The sequence below is a fragment of the Peptostreptococcus russellii genome (assembly GCF_003012055.1).
GTDB classification, from domain to species: domain Bacteria; phylum Bacillota; class Clostridia; order Peptostreptococcales; family Peptostreptococcaceae; genus Peptostreptococcus; species Peptostreptococcus russellii.
This window is the reverse complement of record NZ_JYGE01000004.1, coordinates 47945-64748: the sequence shown is the minus strand read 5'-3', so window position 1 is coordinate 64748 and position 16804 is coordinate 47945. Positions and strand designations below refer to the sequence as shown.

Genomic DNA, 16804 nt, shown 5'->3' with positions numbered 1-16804 from the left:
CCTTTTTTAAAGGAGGTGCTTTGTGTGTATACAGATGTGATATTGCGATCTAAGGGAAGATTCGCTGATATGCTTTTTACATATGAGGTGCCTTCTCATATGTTGGAAGAAATCAAGATAGGTCATAGAGTAAGTGTTCCATTTGGTCGTTCTAATAAACCAACAGAGGCGATAGTTGTTGGACTAAAAAAAGAGCTAATAGACTATAAATTTGATCCTAATAAGATAAAAGAAATAGATGATATACTAGATGAAAGACCCTTTCTTAGTAAAGAAAATATAAGGCTAATATTTTGGATGAGAAATAGGTATATGTGTACATATGCAGATTGCCTATATCTATTTTATCCAAAGGGCTATAGTTTTGAAACAAAAAAGATTGTTGAGATAGATAGAATAGAAGATGAGTTTAAGTTAGAAGATAATGAAAAAAAGCTTATAAATACTATACATATCAATGGAGATTCTATAGAGTATAAGCTTTTATCTGAAGTTTTTAGCAAAAAATTAATTTCAGATATGAAAAAAAAGAGATATATAAAAATAGTATGGACTTACCAAGATAAGAAAAATGAAAAGTTTATAAAATATATTTCTTTAAATGGAGAAGAAGCCGAGATAGATAAAAAAATTCTGGAAAATAAATACAGATTGGGTCACAAGCAAGAGGCTCTTTTAAATTTTCTTAAGATAAACTCTGAGACTGAGCAACAGACATTGATGGAAATACTAGATATATCAAGAAGTACTATAAAAAGTTTGAAATCTAAAGGACTAATTAAGGTAGATGAAGTAAAGTATTATAGAAAAATAGAAACAAAATTAAATTATGAAAATAAAGAGATTAGCCTCAATATAGAACAAGAAAGTGTTTTAAAAAATATAAAAGAGTCTATAAAAGATGGAAGCAAAAAACCATTTTTGATTCATGGTGTGACTGGTAGTGGTAAAACAGAAGTATACTTGGAACTTATTCAGTATACTTTGGATCAAGGTTTGGACAGTATATTTTTAGTACCTGAAATTGCTCTTACTCCACAGACAATTGCTAGAGTAAGAAATAGATTTGGTGGCATAGTTGGAGTATTTCATAGTATGCTATCAGAAGGTGAAAAGCACGATGTATTTAGAGAGATAAAAGATGGAAATATAAGGGTTGTAATAGGTACAAGATCAGCACTTTTTCTTCCATTTCAAACGCTAGGCTTAATAGTAATTGATGAAGCTCACGAACTAAGCTATAAATCAGAGATGACACCAAAGTATGACTCTATAGAAGTAGCAAGATATATGGCATATAAGCAGAATGTATCTGTAGTGTTGGGTTCAGCAACACCATCTATATCTGACTATTATAGAGCTAAAAAAGGAGATTATCAATTACTGAAACTAGAAAAAAGAGCTAATCAAATGAAGCTACCAGATATAGAATTGGTGGATATGAGAGATGAGCTACACAGTGGAAATAAGTCTGATTTAAGCAAAAGGTTACTAGATGAAGTCAAAAGAACAGTTGAAGATAAAAATCAAGTAATATTGTTTTTAAATAGAAGAGGTTACTCAAATTTTGTTACCTGCAAGGATTGTGGGTATATATTTAAATGTAACAGGTGTGATATATCACTTACTTACCACAAATATAATAATAAGGGAGTATGCCACTACTGTGGAGTGGAAAAAGATATTCCAAGTACTTGTCCAGAGTGTGGCAAAAATCATATAAGCTCTCTAGGCTTAGGTACAGAGAAAATTGAAGAAGTTTTGAAGGAAGAATTTCCAGATTATAGAATATTAAGAGTGGATAAGGATACTACATCAAAAAAAGGAGAATTGGAAAATATATTGAATAAATTTAATTCCAATCAAGCCGATATTTTGATAGGCACACAGATACTTAGTAAAGGACATGACTTTAAGGACGTCACTCTTGTGGGGATTGTATCTGCAGATATGATGCTTAACTATCCAGATTACAGAGCCTTTGAATCAACATTTCAATTGATTACTCAAGTATCAGGAAGAGCTGGAAGAGCGGATAAAGAAGGACATGTAATTCTTCAAACTTATAACACAGAACACTATGCTATACAAAGAGCTGTAGAACATGACTATGAGGGATTTTATAGTGATGAGATAAAAATAAGAGAGATATTTGGATATGAACCATTTAATAATATTATTAGAGTTGTTTTTTCAGGAGTCAACTATTCAAAGGTGCGAGATAATGCCCATAAGTTTTTTATGACACTCGAGTATCTTATGGAATCACAAGAAATTATGGCTCAAAATTCAATATTAGGGCCAAATGAGTGTTCTATAAATAAGATAAATGATAAATATAGATGGCAAGTTATTGTCAAAGATAGTTTTATAGACGTAAAAAAATTAAAGTCTATGATAAAATACATTTGCATAAATAAATTTGATGAAATATTTGATGAAGATATTATTATCAGTATTGAGCAAAATCCAAATAGCTTTATATAAAGCAACAATAAATTTTGTAAAAAATATTAAAAAATATAAGAAATAATGTTAATATAGTTATATAGTAGTAATATATAATTGAATTAATTGAAAAACAAGGAGGATAAAATGGCAATTAGAAATGTAGTAAAAATGGGAGATCCAATTTTAAATAAAAAGTGTAAAAAGGTGATAGATTTTAATGAAAGATTACATACTTTACTAGATGATATGGCAGATACTATGTATGAAAATGATGGTGTAGGACTTGCAGCACCTCAGGTAGGTATTATTAGAAGAGCAGTTGTAGTGGATGTTGGAGAAGGTCTAATAGAACTAATCAATCCAGAAATAGTTGAATCATCAGGCGAACAAACTGATCCTGAAGGTTGCTTGAGTGTAGAAAATTTTATAGGTGATGTGACTAGACCAAACTATGTAAAGCTTAAGGCTCAAAATAGATTTGGAGAAGAAATTGAATTAGAGGGAGAAGGCTTTTTAGCAAGAGCATTTTGTCATGAATTAGACCACCTAGAAGGTGTTTTATTTGTAGAAAAAGTTAATGAAGAAAAAGAAGAAGATACAATAAATTAAAATAAGAAAAGGGTGAGTAGTATGCGTATTATTTTTATGGGAACACCAGATATTTCTGTAGATTCTCTAGAGAGAATAATAGCTGATGGTCATGATGTATGTGCTGTAGTTACACAGCCAGATAGACCCAAGGGTAGAGGTAAAAAGTTAGCAATGTCACCAGTTAAGGAAGTGGCACTGAAGCACGGTTTAAAAGTAATGCAACCTCAAAAAGCATCAGACTCAGAGTTTATAGAAGAGTTAAAAAGTCTAGAACCAGAACTTATAGTCGTAATAGCTTATGGACAAATTTTGAAAAAAGAGTTATTAGAAATACCTAAGTATGGATGTGTAAATGTACATGTATCCCTTTTACCAAAATTAAGAGGGGCAGCTCCGATCAATTGGTCGATAATAAACGGAGATGTCAAAACTGGTGTCACAACTATGTTTATGGATGAAGGTCTTGACACTGGAGATATTATAATGACAAAGGAGTTTGAACTTGATGATGAAATAACAGCAGGTGAACTTCATGATTGGATGATGCAAGAAGGTGCAAAAGTACTTAGCGAAACAATCAAGTCAATAGAGGATAACAGCTATACTAGAACAAAACAAGACGATTCATTGTCTACATATGCACCTATGATGGATAAAAATTTAGGTCATATAGATTTTTCAAAAGATGCAATTGATATACATAATCTTGTTAGAGGAACAATTCCTTGGCCAGGAGCTTGGTGTAATTCAGACTATGGAAAGATGAAAATTTGGAAGACAAAAGTAATAGATAAAGAGAGCAAAGAATTAGCGGGTACAGTTATTGGGGTTAGTAAGGATGGTTTAGAAGTTTCTTGTGGAAGCAAATCACTTTTAATAATTGACTTACAAATGCCAAATAAGAAAAGAATGCCTGTGTCAGAATATATAAAGGGAAATACTATTGAGAAGGGAACAATTTTAAAGTAGTATTTTTAGATAAGGAGTGAATTTTATGTATCCATTTGGATTTTATTGGGATAGTACGATGATAATATTATTACCAGCTATTATATTATCAGCATATGCATCTTTTAAGGTCAATTCTGTAACTAGTAGATACTTTAAAGTAAGATCTGCAAGGGGAATGACGGGTGAACAAGTTGCAAGGAGAATACTAGACTCTAATGGACTTTCATCTGTAGCAATATATCCAGTAAGAGGAACTTTATCGGATCACTATGATCCAAGGAGTAGAAAAATCAATCTCTCTGAAGATGTTTATTATGGAACTTCTATAACTTCAATTTCAGTTGCAGCACATGAGTGTGGCCATGCAATTCAACACAAGGAATCTTATGTTCCTTTAGTTATTAGAAGTGCGATTGTTCCAGCAGTAAACTTTGCATCATCAGCATCTTGGATAATAATTTTAATGGGATTTTTTGTAAATAAAAACTTACTGTGGATAGGAATAGTATTATTTTCTGCAACAGTATTGTTTCAATTAGTAACTCTTCCTGTAGAATTTAATGCTTCAAGAAGAGCTTTAATCCAATTAGACTCTTTGGGGATTGTTGGACAAGAAGAAAAGTATCAAAGTAAGAAAGTATTGAAGGCAGCGGCATTGACATATGTAGCAGCGGCGCTTTCTGCTATTTTACAATTACTTAGATTAGTTGTGATAGCGAGAAATAATGATTAATAAGAAATATTAAATATGACTATGTGCTATGCACATAGTCATATTGTTTGTTGTAACGATAGCCTGTTTTCATACTTTAATAAATTAAATAAAAGAGCTAATAACATAGATTAATATAAAAAAAATAAAATATATTGTATAAAATTAGGAATATAACTCTGGGAAATTAATTATAAAATTATAAATAAAAGTCTTTAAATAAAAAAAACATAAAATGACTTGGAAAATTTCACTATTTATATTATTTAATATGAATGATAGGTTATAATAGATAATACTGGCTTATATATAGTTATTAAAATACTCATATGTAGGCAACAGCAAGATTGAAAAACAGAATAGATAATAAGAAAGATATGAAAATCTTGGAAGGAGATTATATGTCGGCAAGAAAAATCGCGTACAAGGTATTGATGGATATAGAAATAAATAAAAATTATTCCAATATATCTTTAAATTCCCATTTGGATAAGGAAAAGATAGATGATAGAGATAGAGGTTTGGTCACTGAACTAGTGTATGGTGTTATAGAAAATAAAAGATATATTGACTATATGATTAATAAGCTATCAAAAATAAAGGTTAGAAAAATGCAACATTCAGTAAAAACTATATTAAGAATGGGTGTATATCAAATAGTTTTCCTTGATAGAGTTGCTGACTATGCGGCTATCAATGAGTCTGTTAATATGATGAAGAAAATAGATAAAAAGTCTTCTAGCTTTGTAAATGCTATTCTTAGAAATGTATCTAGACAAAAGGAAGAAATATTTAAAATAAAAGAAGATACATCTGATAATATAGCAATAAAGTACTCATATGAAAAATGGATAGTGGATAGACTGATAGAGGAGCACGGAAAAGAAAAGACAAAGAAAATTATAAAGGCGCTAGATGAAAAGCCTAAACTGTATATAAGGATAAATAAAAGTAAGGCATATAGACACGAAAGTTATGAAGATATGTTAGAATTTATAATAAGCAATCTAAGTGCTGATCAGATAGTAGCAAAAAAGGTTGATGGCTTTGATGAAGCTCTAGAAGTTGAAAACTTTAAAAATATAGAAAAAAATATTATGTTTAGAAAAGGCTATATAAGCATACAAGATATTAGCTCAATGTTGGTAGCCAAAGTTTTAAACCCTAAAGAAGGTTCAAAGGTATTGGATGTGTGTGCAGCTCCAGGTGGCAAAAGTACTCATATTGCAGAAATAATGAACAATACAGGAGAAGTAGTATCTCAGGATATTTATGATCATAAAATAAAGCTTATAGACGGCTATGCCAAGAGATTGGGACTAAAAAATATTAGATCTGAAAAATCAGATGCTACAGTTTTGAATGAAGATTATGTAGAAAAGTTTGATTACGTTTTAAGCGATGTTCCTTGCTCTGGTATTGGTATAGTAAGAAGAAAACCAGAAATAAAATACAAAAGCGAGGAAGATGTAAATAATCTGCCAGATATACAGATGAATATACTTAAAAATGCATCTAGCTATGTAAAAAGCGGTGGAACTTTGATATACTCTACTTGCACAATATTTAAAGAAGAAAATATTGATGTAATCAAAAATTTTTTAGAAGAAAATAAAAACTTCACACTAGAATCTATTCAAAATATAGACATAAATAAGGAAACATTAGATGAGGGATACATTAATATATATCCTTACGAGAACAATATGGATGGATTCTTTATTTGTAAGATGAAAAAAATTTAAAAAGTATTAGAGGTGTGATATAATGTATAAAGGGAAGATAGTGTTAAAAAATCTCACAGAAGAAGAAATGAAGGAATTTATTCTAAGTATTGGAGAAAAAAAGTTTAGAGCAAAGCAAATTTTTTCTTGGATATATAAAAATGTAAGAGATTTTGATGAGATGAAAAACATTCCAAAGTCATTAAGAGATAAGTTAAGAGAAAAGTCAATTATAGGAAATATAGATATAGATCTTAGACTTGATTCAAAAATAGATAAAACAAAAAAGTATTTATTTTTATTAAATGATGGAAATATTATAGAAACAGTGGCTATGGAATATGAAGACAGAATTACAGTATGTGTTTCTAATCAAGTAGGATGTAGAATGGGATGTAGATTTTGTGCATCAACAATAGATGGTTTGGAAAGAAACTTGGAAGCTTGGGAAATACTAGATCAGATAATGAAAGTTCAAGAAGATCTAGGAAAAAGAGTATCAAATATCGTAATGATGGGAAGTGGAGAACCTTTAGATAACTTTGAAAACACAAAGAGATTTTTAAAGCTTGTAAATGAAGAGAGTGGTCTAAACATAGGTTATAGACATATAACATTATCCACTTGCGGTCTTGTAGATAAGATGATGGACTTAGCAGATCTTGAGTTGCCGATTAATATTGCCATTTCTCTACACTCTCCATTTGATGATGAGAGACAGAAAATAATGCCAGTTGCTAATAAATATTCAATAGAAGAAATTATAGATGCATGTAATTATTATATTTCAAAGACAAATAGAAGAGTTACATTTGAATATTCATTAATAAAAGATACTAATGATTCGGAAAAAGAAGCAAAGAGATTGGTAGAACTATTGAGAGGTATGCTTTGTCATGTCAATTTGATTCCAATCAATCCAATAGAAGAAAGAGACTTTGAAAAGCCGGATATGGAGTATATTAATAGGTTTAAAAATTATCTAGATAAAAAGAATATACCTGTTACTATAAGAAATTCTATGGGCTCAGATATAAGCGGTGCCTGTGGTCAGTTAAGAAGAAAGTTCAAGTAACAGTTGAAGGAGGAAGATTATGGATTTTGTATGTACTTCTCACATAGGAATGGTCAGAAAAAATAATGAAGACTATTGCAAGGGAGAAATTGTGGAAGTTGGAGAGGATAGTGAAGTAGGTATTTTTGCTATAGCTGATGGAATGGGTGGCCATAATAAAGGTGAGGTAGCTAGTCAGCTAGCTGTTGAAAATATTATAGAGCTATTTAATGATAAGCTAATACAAAATGATACTATAAAGATTGAATATATTGATGATATAATAAAGCAATCATACAATACTGTGAATTCAATGATATATGAAAAATCTAAGGAAGACATATCCTATGAAGGAATGGGCACAACTCTTACACTTGCTGTGCTTTATCAGGGAACAGCATATATAGCAAATGTAGGGGATAGTAGATGCTATTTGGTGAACAAAGAAGGTAAGCTAGAAAAGATAACTTCAGATCACTCTATAGTAGAAGAATATGTAAAGGCCAATATTATTACAGAAGAAGAAGCAAGAGTACATCCTGACAGAAATAAGATAACTAGAGCTGTAGGAACAGAGCCAGTAGTAGTTGTGGATATATTTACCAGAGAGTTAGAAGAAGGTGAAAGACTATTATTAGCCACTGATGGCTTAACTGGAGCTGTGGATAGAAGAGACATTGAAAAGGTATTTGAAAAAGATGAAGATGCCAACACTCTAGCCGATGATCTAATAGATTTATCTAATAGTTCTTCAGGTAAAGACAATGTTACTGTAATAATAGTTATGGCGTAAGGTGGTGTTATTATGGGAGCGACAGTATTAGGAAATAGATATGAAATCCTTAGAAAAATAGGCGATGGTGGAATGGCCTTTGTATATCAAGCTAGGGATAAGTTGTTAAATAGAATAGTAGCAGTAAAGGTATTAAGACCAGAATACGTAGACGATCAAGAGTTTTTAGTGAAGTTTAAAAGAGAGGCAGAGGCCGTAGCAAGTCTATCTCATCCAAATATAGTAAATGTTTATGATGTTGGTGAAGATGGCAAGGTTCACTATATAGTAATGGAGTATGTAGACGGTCAAAATCTTAAAGAAATAATACAAAATGAAGGTTCTTTGGAAGAGTATACAGCTTTAGATATAGCTAAGCAGATTGCTCAAGCCTTGGGAGCTGCACATAGAAGTGGTATTATTCATAGAGATATAAAGCCACATAATATTTTGATATCAAAAGATGGTAGGCTTGTTAAAGTTGCTGACTTTGGTATAGCAAAGGCTGTAACTAGCTCTACTATGACAAATATGGGGAGTGTAATAGGCTCTGTTCATTATATTTCACCTGAACAAGCAAAAGGCAAGCATTTAACTAGTAATGCGGACCTTTATTCTCTTGGAATAGTGATGTATGAAATGGTAGTTGGAAGAGTTCCATTTGTTGGAGACAGTCCAATTTCAATAGCCTTAAAGCATATTAATGAGGAAGTTACTTTTTCTGAAGAAGAGATAGTGAGGATTCCAAAGAGTGTTAGGACTATTATAGGTAAGTTAACAGAAAAAGAACCTGTAAATAGATACCAAACAGCTGAAGAATTAATAGAAGATATAGAGTTTGTAGAAAAAAATATAGACTTACCATATGTCAAAGATTATGATAACTTTGCTACAACAGATATGAATAGGAGAGACCCAAGTTTATTTAATGGAAGAAGACCAGCTATGTATGGTGGTCCAGAAGATTCATATGCTGATGAAGGTTATTATGATGATGAAGATTATTATGACGATGATGATGAAGATTATTATGATGACGAAGATTACTATGATGATGAAGAAGAAACAACTAAGTCAAGAAGAGAGTTAAGGAAAGAAAGAAAAAAAGCAAGCAAAAAAGAATCGCCAAAATCAAGAAAGAGATTAAAAATAATAGCAGCTATACTTATAATGATATTGATAGGTTATGGCGTTATAGCAGCCAAATATTTTGGATTTAGTCCTTTTTCTGGTAAAAGTGGAGAAGATATTACAGTTCCAAGTGTAGTTAATATGACTATAGAGCAAGCACAAAATGCGGTCAATGGAACTGGGCTCAATATAGTTGTCAAATCACAAGAGTATAGTAGTCAAGTAAGTGAGGGCAAAATAATAACACAAACTCCTAGCCCAGGTGCAAAGCTTAAAAAGGGAGACTCAGTTGGTGTTGTTGTAAGTAAGGGTAATTCAAAGGTACCAGTCCCTAATGTAGTAGGTCTAAAACTAACTCAGGCCGAAAAATTACTTAACGACAATGGGCTTTTGTTAGGAAATATAAAATATGAATATAATAGTGCAGAAGAAGGCACAGTGCTAAGTCAAAGTTTAATTGGTGGATCCAATGATGAAGGACAAAAAGTATCTTTGGTAGTAAGTAAGGGAAAAAGACCAAAGAAAGAAAGTCCAAGCATAGTTGAAGATGCTCCAAGCACTGATATACCTGATACAGATAATTCTAATACTGGTGGAAACACAGATGGAAATACTGGCGGAAACACAGACGGTGGAAACACAGGTGGAAATACCGGCGGAAACACAGACGGTGGAAACGCAGGTGGAAATACTGGCGGAAACACAGACGGTGGAAACACAGGTGGAAATACTGGTGGGAACACAGACGGTGGAAACACAGGTGGAAATACTGACGGGAACACAGACGGTGGAAACACTGGTGGAAGTACTGGTGGAGATTCTGGAAGCACAAACTAAATAAAAAACTAAAAAGAGTTATCTTTAAAGATAACTCTTTTTGATTGCGAAAGGATGTAAATAAATTGAAAAAAATAGCAATAGTAACAGGTGGTTCTAGAGGTATAGGAAGACAAATATGTATAGATCTTGCAAAAAATAATTATAAAGTGATAATAAACTATAATAAGTCTGAAAAATGTGCCCTAGAACTAAAAGAAATGCTTGAAGAAGAAGGATGTGAGGTAGACACATACCCTGCTAATGTTTCAAATGGAGATGAGGTAAAGGGATTAATTGATTATTGCATACAGAGATATGGAAATTTAGATTTACTGGTTAATAATGCAGGAGTAAGTATAGAAGGTTTGATAACAGATATGAGCGAGGAAGAGTGGGATGATCTTATAAACACAAATTTAAAATCTGTTTTTCTTTGTTCTAAAGAGGCTTTGAAGGTAATGTTATCAAATCATAGTGGAAAAATAATAAATTTGGCATCTATGTGGGGTGTTACAGGTGGAAGCTGTGAGGTAGCATACTCAGCATCAAAGGCAGGTGTTATAGGATTTACAAAGGCTCTAGCCAAGGAAGTTGGACCATCAGGAGTCAGCGTAAATGCTGTGGCACCTGGTGTTATTATGACAGATATGATGAGTTCTTTTTCAGAAGATGATGTAAATGCACTAAAGGAAGATACACCTTTGATGAAGTTAGGTTATCCAGAAGATGTTGCAGCTATGGTATTATTTTTGGCATCAGAAAAGGCTGACTTTATAACTGGTCAAATAATAGGAATAAATGGTGGATTTGTTATATAAAAATACTAGAGATTAAGTCTAGAGTATTATTTAAATAAATTTGATTTGTATCAGATTAAATCTTTTATTGAATTCTTTAATATGTTATTATGTAGTATAGATGTGAATAGCGTATATGTAAATATGCAAATACGATTATTAGTAGAAAATGGAGGAATAATGCTGAAAGGGATAATAATAAAAGGCATAAGTGGTTTTTACTATGTAGAAGTAGGAGATCAGTTATACGAATGTAAGGCTAGAGGGCTATTTAGAAAAAAGAATATAACACCTTTAGTAGGAGATAGAGTATCTATAAGTGTAGTAGATGAGGATGAAAAGAAGGGTGTTATAGAAGATATTCATAAAAGAGTGTCCGAGCTAGTTAGACCACCGATTGCAAATGTTGAAAAAGTTATTATTACATTTTCAATTAAAGAACCTAGTCCAAATATGTCCTTATTAGATAAATTTATCATTTTTTCAGAAAAGGAAAATTTAGAGATTGTAATAGTACTATCAAAAATTGACCTAGATAAAGATGGTGAAATAACAAGATCAATAAAAGAAGAATTTGAAAAAATAGGATATAAAGTGATTACTGTAAGTACTGTTACAGGCGAAAATATAGATAAGATAATAGAAGAGTTGGAAGACTCTATATCTGTATTTGCTGGTCAGTCTGGTGTAGGAAAGTCAAGTATATTAAATGCAATAGATCCTAGTTTTAAGCTTGAAACAGCTGAAATATCAAAAAAGCTAGGCAGAGGTAAGCATACTACTAGACATGCAGAACTTTATAAGATAGGAAAAAATGCTATTATTGCCGATACACCAGGGTTTAGTTCACTTGAATTAAATAACATCGAAATAGAAGAGTTGCAAGAGTATTTTGTTGAGTTTGGACAGTATGCAGATTGCAGATTTGGATCTAAGTGTATTCATAAAAATGAGCCTGGATGTGGAGTAAAAGAAGCTGTTGAAGAAGGAAATATTTCTAAGAGAAGGTACGAAAGCTATCTTCATATCTTGGATGAAATAAATAATTTAAAAGGAAAATTTAAAAGAAAGTTATAAGCCAAAATAGGTTTTATTAGGAGGAATTATTATGAAATTAGCACCATCGATATTATCGGCAAACTTTGCCAATTTATTAGAAGACTGTAAAAAGGTAGAAGCAGCAGGTTGTGAGTACTTACACTTAGACGTAATGGATGGACATTTTGTGCCAAATATTACTTTTGGACCTGCAATTATAAAGAGCATAAGAAAAGATATAGATATGGTATTTGATGCTCACCTTATGATAACTGATCCAGATGACTATATAGAAGCTCTAGCAGATGTTGGGTGTGATGTTATAACTGTTCATCAAGAAACATGTACACATCTTCATAGAACGATTCAAAATATAAAATCACATGGAATGAAGGCAGGAGTAGTTCTTAATCCTGCTACACCGATATCTACTATAAAGCATGTAATTAAAGATATTGATATGGTTCTTCTTATGTCAGTAAATCCTGGTTTTGGTGGACAGAAGTTTATACCTGAAATTATAGAAAAAACAAAAGAGTTAAAGGCACTTATAGAAGAAAAAAATCCAGATGTTTTAATAGAAATAGATGGTGGAGTTAAATCTTCAAATATTAAAGAGATAGTAGATGCAGGAGCAGATGTTTTAGTTGCTGGATCAGCTATATTTGGACACGATGATATAAATAAGGCAGTGAGAGATTTAAGAGAAGCTGCTCAAGGAAAGTAGTTGATATAATTGTACGGAGAGTTTATGTCTTCAAACAGAGCCTGTTTGATTTTAAATGGAGAAGTTGAAGATTATGATATATTAAAAAAAATAATAGAGTCAAAGCATTATAGCACTATAATAGCCGTAGACGGTGGGGCAAATCATCTATATAAAATGGGAATTGTACCCAACAATATAGTTGGTGATTTGGACTCTATAGACAAAGAGACTTTAAGTTACTATGAGAGTAAAGAAGTAGAATTTACAAAATACCCATCGAAAAAAAATGAAACTGACTCAGAGTTAGGCATTCTTTTAGCGATTGAACGTGGAAATATGTGCATAGATATATTTGCAGCATTAGGTGGTAGAATAGATCATGAGATCAGCAATATAGGACTTTTGCACTATATATTAAAAAGAGGGGCTTACCCTAGAATAATAAGTGAAAAAGAAGAAGTATATATTCTTGAAAATGATGAGCTTACACTTGAAGGAAAGCCTGGTGACTTAGTATCAGTAATACCTTTTAGGGGGGATGCTAAGGGGGTTACTCTAAGAAATCTAGAGTATCCATTAGATGAATTTGATATGGAGTACTCTGTCCCTAGAGGTATATCGAATGTAATGTTGGATAATATTTGCCATATAGATGTTCGAGACGGCTGCGTTTTGGTAGTCAAAATAAAGTAGCTGATTATAGATAGAAGATAATAAAGAATATATGTGGTGGATCTTTGGATTACTATGTATATTCTTTAATATTATAATTTAAATGTGTTTATGAACTTAGAAGGGAGGCATATATGAATTCTTATAGTATATTGGTTGTAGAGGATGAAAAAGAAATAGCAGATGCCATTGAGATATACTTATTAAATCAAGGCTATGAGGTATACAAGGCATATAATGGATTAGAAGGTCTAAAGATTATAGAAAAAAATGAGATACATCTTGCAATAGTAGATATTATGATGCCAGTTATGGATGGCGTTACTATGATAATGAAGTTAAGAGAAAAGCATGATTTCCCAGTAATTATACTTTCAGCAAAATCTGAAGAGGTGGATAAGATAATGGGTCTTAATATAGGTGCAGATGACTTTGTAAATAAACCATTTAAGCCACTAGAGCTATTAGCTAGGGTAAACTCACAACTTAGAAGATATACGAAATATCTTAATCTAATTGACAGCAATGAAGAAGATGAAATGACTGAAGGACTTTACGTAATAGGTGGATTGGAGTTAAATGAAAATACAAAACTAGTATCTATAGATGGCAATCCAGTAAAGTTAACTCCGATAGAGTTTAAAATACTAAATCTATTGATGAAAAATCCAGGAAGGGTATTTTCTTCAGAAGAAATCTATGAAAAGGTATGGAATGAAAGTGCTATTAATACAGATACAGTGATGGTTCATATAAGAAATATAAGAGAAAAAATAGAACTTGACTCCAAAAACCCGAAGTATCTAAAGGTGGTGTGGGGCGTTGGATATAAAGTCGATAAAATCTAAAAATAAAAAAAGAAATATATTTACATTCATTGTGCTAGTAGTGATGTTGATACTTTCATTTACTATGATTTATAGATATCATTATGTCGAAGTAAAAGTACAAAAGAATAAATCAAATCCATTTGAATCAGAAGAGTATGCATCGGATTTGTATAATACTAATTATTACCTATATTATAAAAGTTATCAGGCAGAAAAAAATAAATTAATAAAACCATCGGATTTATTTCTATCAGAAGAAACAATAAAATCTATGGTAGACAATGTAAACGTTGATTATTATTCCAGTGAAATGGATAGCTATAGTATAAAAAATGCTTTTAATAATAGCTTTGATGACTTAAATGATTTCCTATTAAATTCTTATGGAAATATAAAATACTATTGTGAAAATACCGAGACTGGCTATAACTTAGCCAATTATGACTTTAAAAATTTTGATATAGAATCACTTAAAAAAGTTTTTATGAACTATGTTGTTATTGAATATGATAACAAAGGGCATGGTAAGATGCTGGCGTGTTATGGAATAAATAAAGACTCTATGAATAATTATTTTCTAGATTTGGAGTCTAATAAAAATATTGGAGAAATGTCTTTTATAAATGGAGATCCTTCAAGTGATTTTTCTAACTACAAAATAGAATCTATTAAAAATATGAAGTTTGTATATGCAGTTCCGAGAAGTATTAATGCCAACTTCTATACGAGTTATGACTCAGTAAGTAACTATATAAATAAAAGTGAAAGAAATTCATATAAAATGATAGAAACTATAGCCAGGGTGTTGATATTTATTATTGCTGTAATTACACTTTTAATACCAACGGAAAAGCTAAAGTGGTTTAGAGGCTTAAATAGATTTAATAAGCTTCCTTTTGAAATTATTTTCACAATATTTGTATTTTTATACTCATCATTACTAAGCGATAGTGTTCCGATAAAGATTGTAAGAGAAACGATAACTGGTAATTTATTAAAATTGATTATAGCAAATGGTGTAAAGCTCGGTATAGCAAAGCAAGTAGTCAATTTAATGAATATAGGATATTGGTTTTTAGTGTTTTTGATGGCATTTATTTGTACATCTTTGGTTAAAATGGCTTTTAAAATGGGTATACTAAAGTATATGTCTCAAAAGAGTTTAATTGTGAGATTATTTACTAGTTTGTTTAGCGAGATAGCAAGAGTTTTTCGAAGTCTTATAAATACTGATTTTGAAAAAAGGTACAATAGATTATTTTTAATTGGGATAATTATAGTTGCTCTAGGATTTCTATCCGTTGTGTCTGTGTTTGTCCTAGACCCATCTATTTGGATAGTAATTTTGATTGTATACCTAATAGTATTTATAATATTTGCTAAAGTAGTTGCTTGTGAAATTAGGCAAGGTTCTAAGGACTATGTAAATCTTTTGGACTTAACTAAGGAGATAGCAAATGGAAATCTTGAAAAAGATATAACAGGAAAAAATGTAGGTGTATACGAAGAGGTAAAAAGACAATTAGTAAGTATACAAAAGGCATATAAGAAGTCTGTTGATGAAGAGATTAAGAGTCAGAAGATGAAAAGTGAGCTTATATCAAATGTTTCCCATGATTTAAAGACTCCACTTACATCAATTCTTACCTATACTGATCTCTTGAAAACAGTAGAAACTAGTGAAGAATCACAAAAGTATATAGACACTATATATAAAAAATCAGAAAGATTAAAGGTTTTAATAGATGATATGTTTGAGATTTCTAAGGCACAAACGGGAAATATCAGTTTAGATATGAATGATATTGATGTAGTTGAGTTGATGAAACAGAGTATATTTGAGCTAGGCGATAGAATGAAAAATAAAAATATCACCATAAAAACAGATTTCCCGGAAGAAAAAGTTATATTAAACTTAGACGGAGAAAAAACTTATAGGATATTTGAAAATTTATTGGTGAATATTTCTAAGTATGCAATGGAAAACACTAGGGCATACATCGAAATAAATAATATAGAGAACAAACAGGTAGAAATAGTATTTAAAAATATCTCAGCAACTGAAATAGATTATGAGGTAGATGATATTTTAGAAAGATTTAAACGTGGAGATAAGTCTAGAAACACTGAAGGATCTGGACTGGGTCTATCTATAGCAAAGGGATATGTAGAGGCTCAGGGCGGAAGCTTGGACTTGTATCTGGATGGAGATTTGTTTAAGGCGGTTATTACTTTCAGAAAATAAAGCATAAAAAGGGCTGTGGAATAAATCCCACAGCCTATTTAATAATTACTATGCTCTTTCAACTTTTCCTGAACGTAAACATCTTGTACAAACAGAAACTCTCTTTGCAGTTCCTTCTTCAACAACTCTTACGTTTCTTAAGTTTGCTGACCAAGTTCTTCTATTATGCTTATTTGAGTGTGATACCTTATTTCCAGATACCTTACCTTTACCGCACACGCTACATATTCTTGACACTATGTACACCTCCTTAATACTAAAATATTAAGCCTAAAAACATAATTAATCATATCATAGTAAAATCAAAA

The 16804-nt window shown here is 31.3% G+C and carries 15 protein-coding genes; 14 read left to right on the top strand and 1 reads right to left on the bottom strand.

Annotated elements, in window-relative coordinates; genetic code table 11:
* Positions 1-24 precede the first annotated feature (24 nt).
* The 14 genes from priA (at position 25) to UF10_RS05350 (ending at position 16496) form a co-directional block, all read left to right on the top strand.
* Positions 25-2487: a primosomal protein N' gene (gene priA, locus UF10_RS05415; RefSeq protein ID WP_106776815.1), complete on the top strand. Its 2463-nt coding sequence runs from the start codon at positions 25-27 to the stop codon at positions 2485-2487.
* A gap of 108 nt (positions 2488-2595) precedes the next feature.
* Complete coding sequence (gene def, locus UF10_RS05410) at positions 2596-3060, top strand: peptide deformylase (protein WP_106776814.1); 465 nt, start codon at positions 2596-2598, stop codon at positions 3058-3060.
* A 21-nt stretch (positions 3061-3081) separates the two neighbouring features.
* Positions 3082-4011 (top strand): methionyl-tRNA formyltransferase, encoded by a 930-nt coding sequence (gene fmt, locus UF10_RS05405; protein ID WP_106776813.1) that lies wholly within the window; start codon positions 3082-3084, stop codon positions 4009-4011.
* A gap of 25 nt (positions 4012-4036) precedes the next feature.
* Positions 4037-4726: a zinc metallopeptidase gene (locus UF10_RS05400; protein WP_106776812.1), complete on the top strand. Its 690-nt coding sequence runs from the start codon at positions 4037-4039 to the stop codon at positions 4724-4726.
* Between the two features lie 356 nt (positions 4727-5082).
* On the top strand, positions 5083-6450 hold the full coding sequence (gene rsmB / locus UF10_RS05395; RefSeq protein WP_330403930.1) for a 16S rRNA (cytosine(967)-C(5))-methyltransferase RsmB: 1368 nt from the start codon (positions 5083-5085) through the stop codon (positions 6448-6450).
* 22 nt (positions 6451-6472) lie between these two features.
* Complete coding sequence (rlmN, locus tag UF10_RS05390; protein WP_106776811.1) at positions 6473-7504, top strand: 23S rRNA (adenine(2503)-C(2))-methyltransferase RlmN; 1032 nt, start codon at positions 6473-6475, stop codon at positions 7502-7504.
* 19 nt (positions 7505-7523) lie between these two features.
* The gene (locus tag UF10_RS05385; protein WP_106776810.1) at positions 7524-8276 is read left to right on the top strand and encodes a Stp1/IreP family PP2C-type Ser/Thr phosphatase; all 753 of its coding nucleotides are present in this window, start codon (positions 7524-7526) and stop codon (positions 8274-8276) included.
* A 12-nt stretch (positions 8277-8288) separates the two neighbouring features.
* A complete protein-coding gene (gene pknB, locus UF10_RS05380) occupies positions 8289-10223 on the top strand; it encodes a Stk1 family PASTA domain-containing Ser/Thr kinase (RefSeq protein ID WP_106776809.1) in 1935 nt (644 codons plus the stop codon).
* A gap of 65 nt (positions 10224-10288) precedes the next feature.
* Positions 10289-11023 (top strand): elongation factor P 5-aminopentanone reductase, encoded by a 735-nt coding sequence (ymfI, locus tag UF10_RS05375; protein WP_106776808.1) that lies wholly within the window; start codon positions 10289-10291, stop codon positions 11021-11023.
* A gap of 159 nt (positions 11024-11182) precedes the next feature.
* Positions 11183-12079 (top strand): ribosome small subunit-dependent GTPase A, encoded by an 897-nt coding sequence (gene rsgA / locus UF10_RS05370; RefSeq protein WP_106776807.1) that lies wholly within the window; start codon positions 11183-11185, stop codon positions 12077-12079.
* A gap of 28 nt (positions 12080-12107) precedes the next feature.
* On the top strand, positions 12108-12767 hold the full coding sequence (rpe, locus tag UF10_RS05365; protein WP_106776806.1) for a ribulose-phosphate 3-epimerase: 660 nt from the start codon (positions 12108-12110) through the stop codon (positions 12765-12767).
* Between the two features lie 24 nt (positions 12768-12791).
* A complete protein-coding gene (locus UF10_RS05360) occupies positions 12792-13442 on the top strand; it encodes a thiamine diphosphokinase (protein ID WP_106776805.1) in 651 nt (216 codons plus the stop codon).
* A gap of 113 nt (positions 13443-13555) precedes the next feature.
* On the top strand, positions 13556-14269 hold the full coding sequence (locus UF10_RS05355; RefSeq protein WP_106776804.1) for a response regulator transcription factor: 714 nt from the start codon (positions 13556-13558) through the stop codon (positions 14267-14269).
* Positions 14244-16496 (top strand): sensor histidine kinase, encoded by a 2253-nt coding sequence (locus tag UF10_RS05350; RefSeq protein ID WP_106776803.1) that lies wholly within the window; start codon positions 14244-14246, stop codon positions 16494-16496. The genes UF10_RS05355 and UF10_RS05350 overlap by 26 nt, the downstream gene beginning before the upstream one ends.
* A gap of 48 nt (positions 16497-16544) precedes the next feature.
* Here UF10_RS05350 and rpmB read toward each other — a convergent pair whose 3' ends face one another.
* A complete protein-coding gene (gene rpmB, locus UF10_RS05345; protein ID WP_106776802.1) occupies positions 16545-16733 on the bottom strand; it encodes a 50S ribosomal protein L28 in 189 nt (62 codons plus the stop codon).
* Positions 16734-16804 lie beyond the last annotated feature (71 nt).

Bases quoted from the DNA above. Each gene is read 5' to 3' on its own strand.
- def (WP_106776814.1), top strand. From the start codon at position 2,596: ATGGCAATTAGAAATGTAGTAAAAATGGGAGATCCAATTTTAAATAAA.
- fmt (WP_106776813.1), top strand. From the start codon at position 3,082: ATGCGTATTATTTTTATGGGAACACCAGATATTTCTGTAGATTCTCTA.
- UF10_RS05400 (WP_106776812.1), top strand. From the start codon at position 4,037: ATGTATCCATTTGGATTTTATTGGGATAGTACGATGATAATATTATTA.
- rsmB (WP_330403930.1), top strand. From the start codon at position 5,083: ATGAAAATCTTGGAAGGAGATTATATGTCGGCAAGAAAAATCGCGTAC.
- rlmN (WP_106776811.1), top strand. From the start codon at position 6,473: ATGTATAAAGGGAAGATAGTGTTAAAAAATCTCACAGAAGAAGAAATG.
- UF10_RS05385 (WP_106776810.1), top strand. From the start codon at position 7,524: ATGGATTTTGTATGTACTTCTCACATAGGAATGGTCAGAAAAAATAAT.
- pknB (WP_106776809.1), top strand. From the start codon at position 8,289: ATGGGAGCGACAGTATTAGGAAATAGATATGAAATCCTTAGAAAAATA.
- rsgA (WP_106776807.1), top strand. From the start codon at position 11,183: ATGCTGAAAGGGATAATAATAAAAGGCATAAGTGGTTTTTACTATGTA.
- UF10_RS05360 (WP_106776805.1), top strand. From the start codon at position 12,792: ATGTCTTCAAACAGAGCCTGTTTGATTTTAAATGGAGAAGTTGAAGAT.
- UF10_RS05355 (WP_106776804.1), top strand. From the start codon at position 13,556: ATGAATTCTTATAGTATATTGGTTGTAGAGGATGAAAAAGAAATAGCA.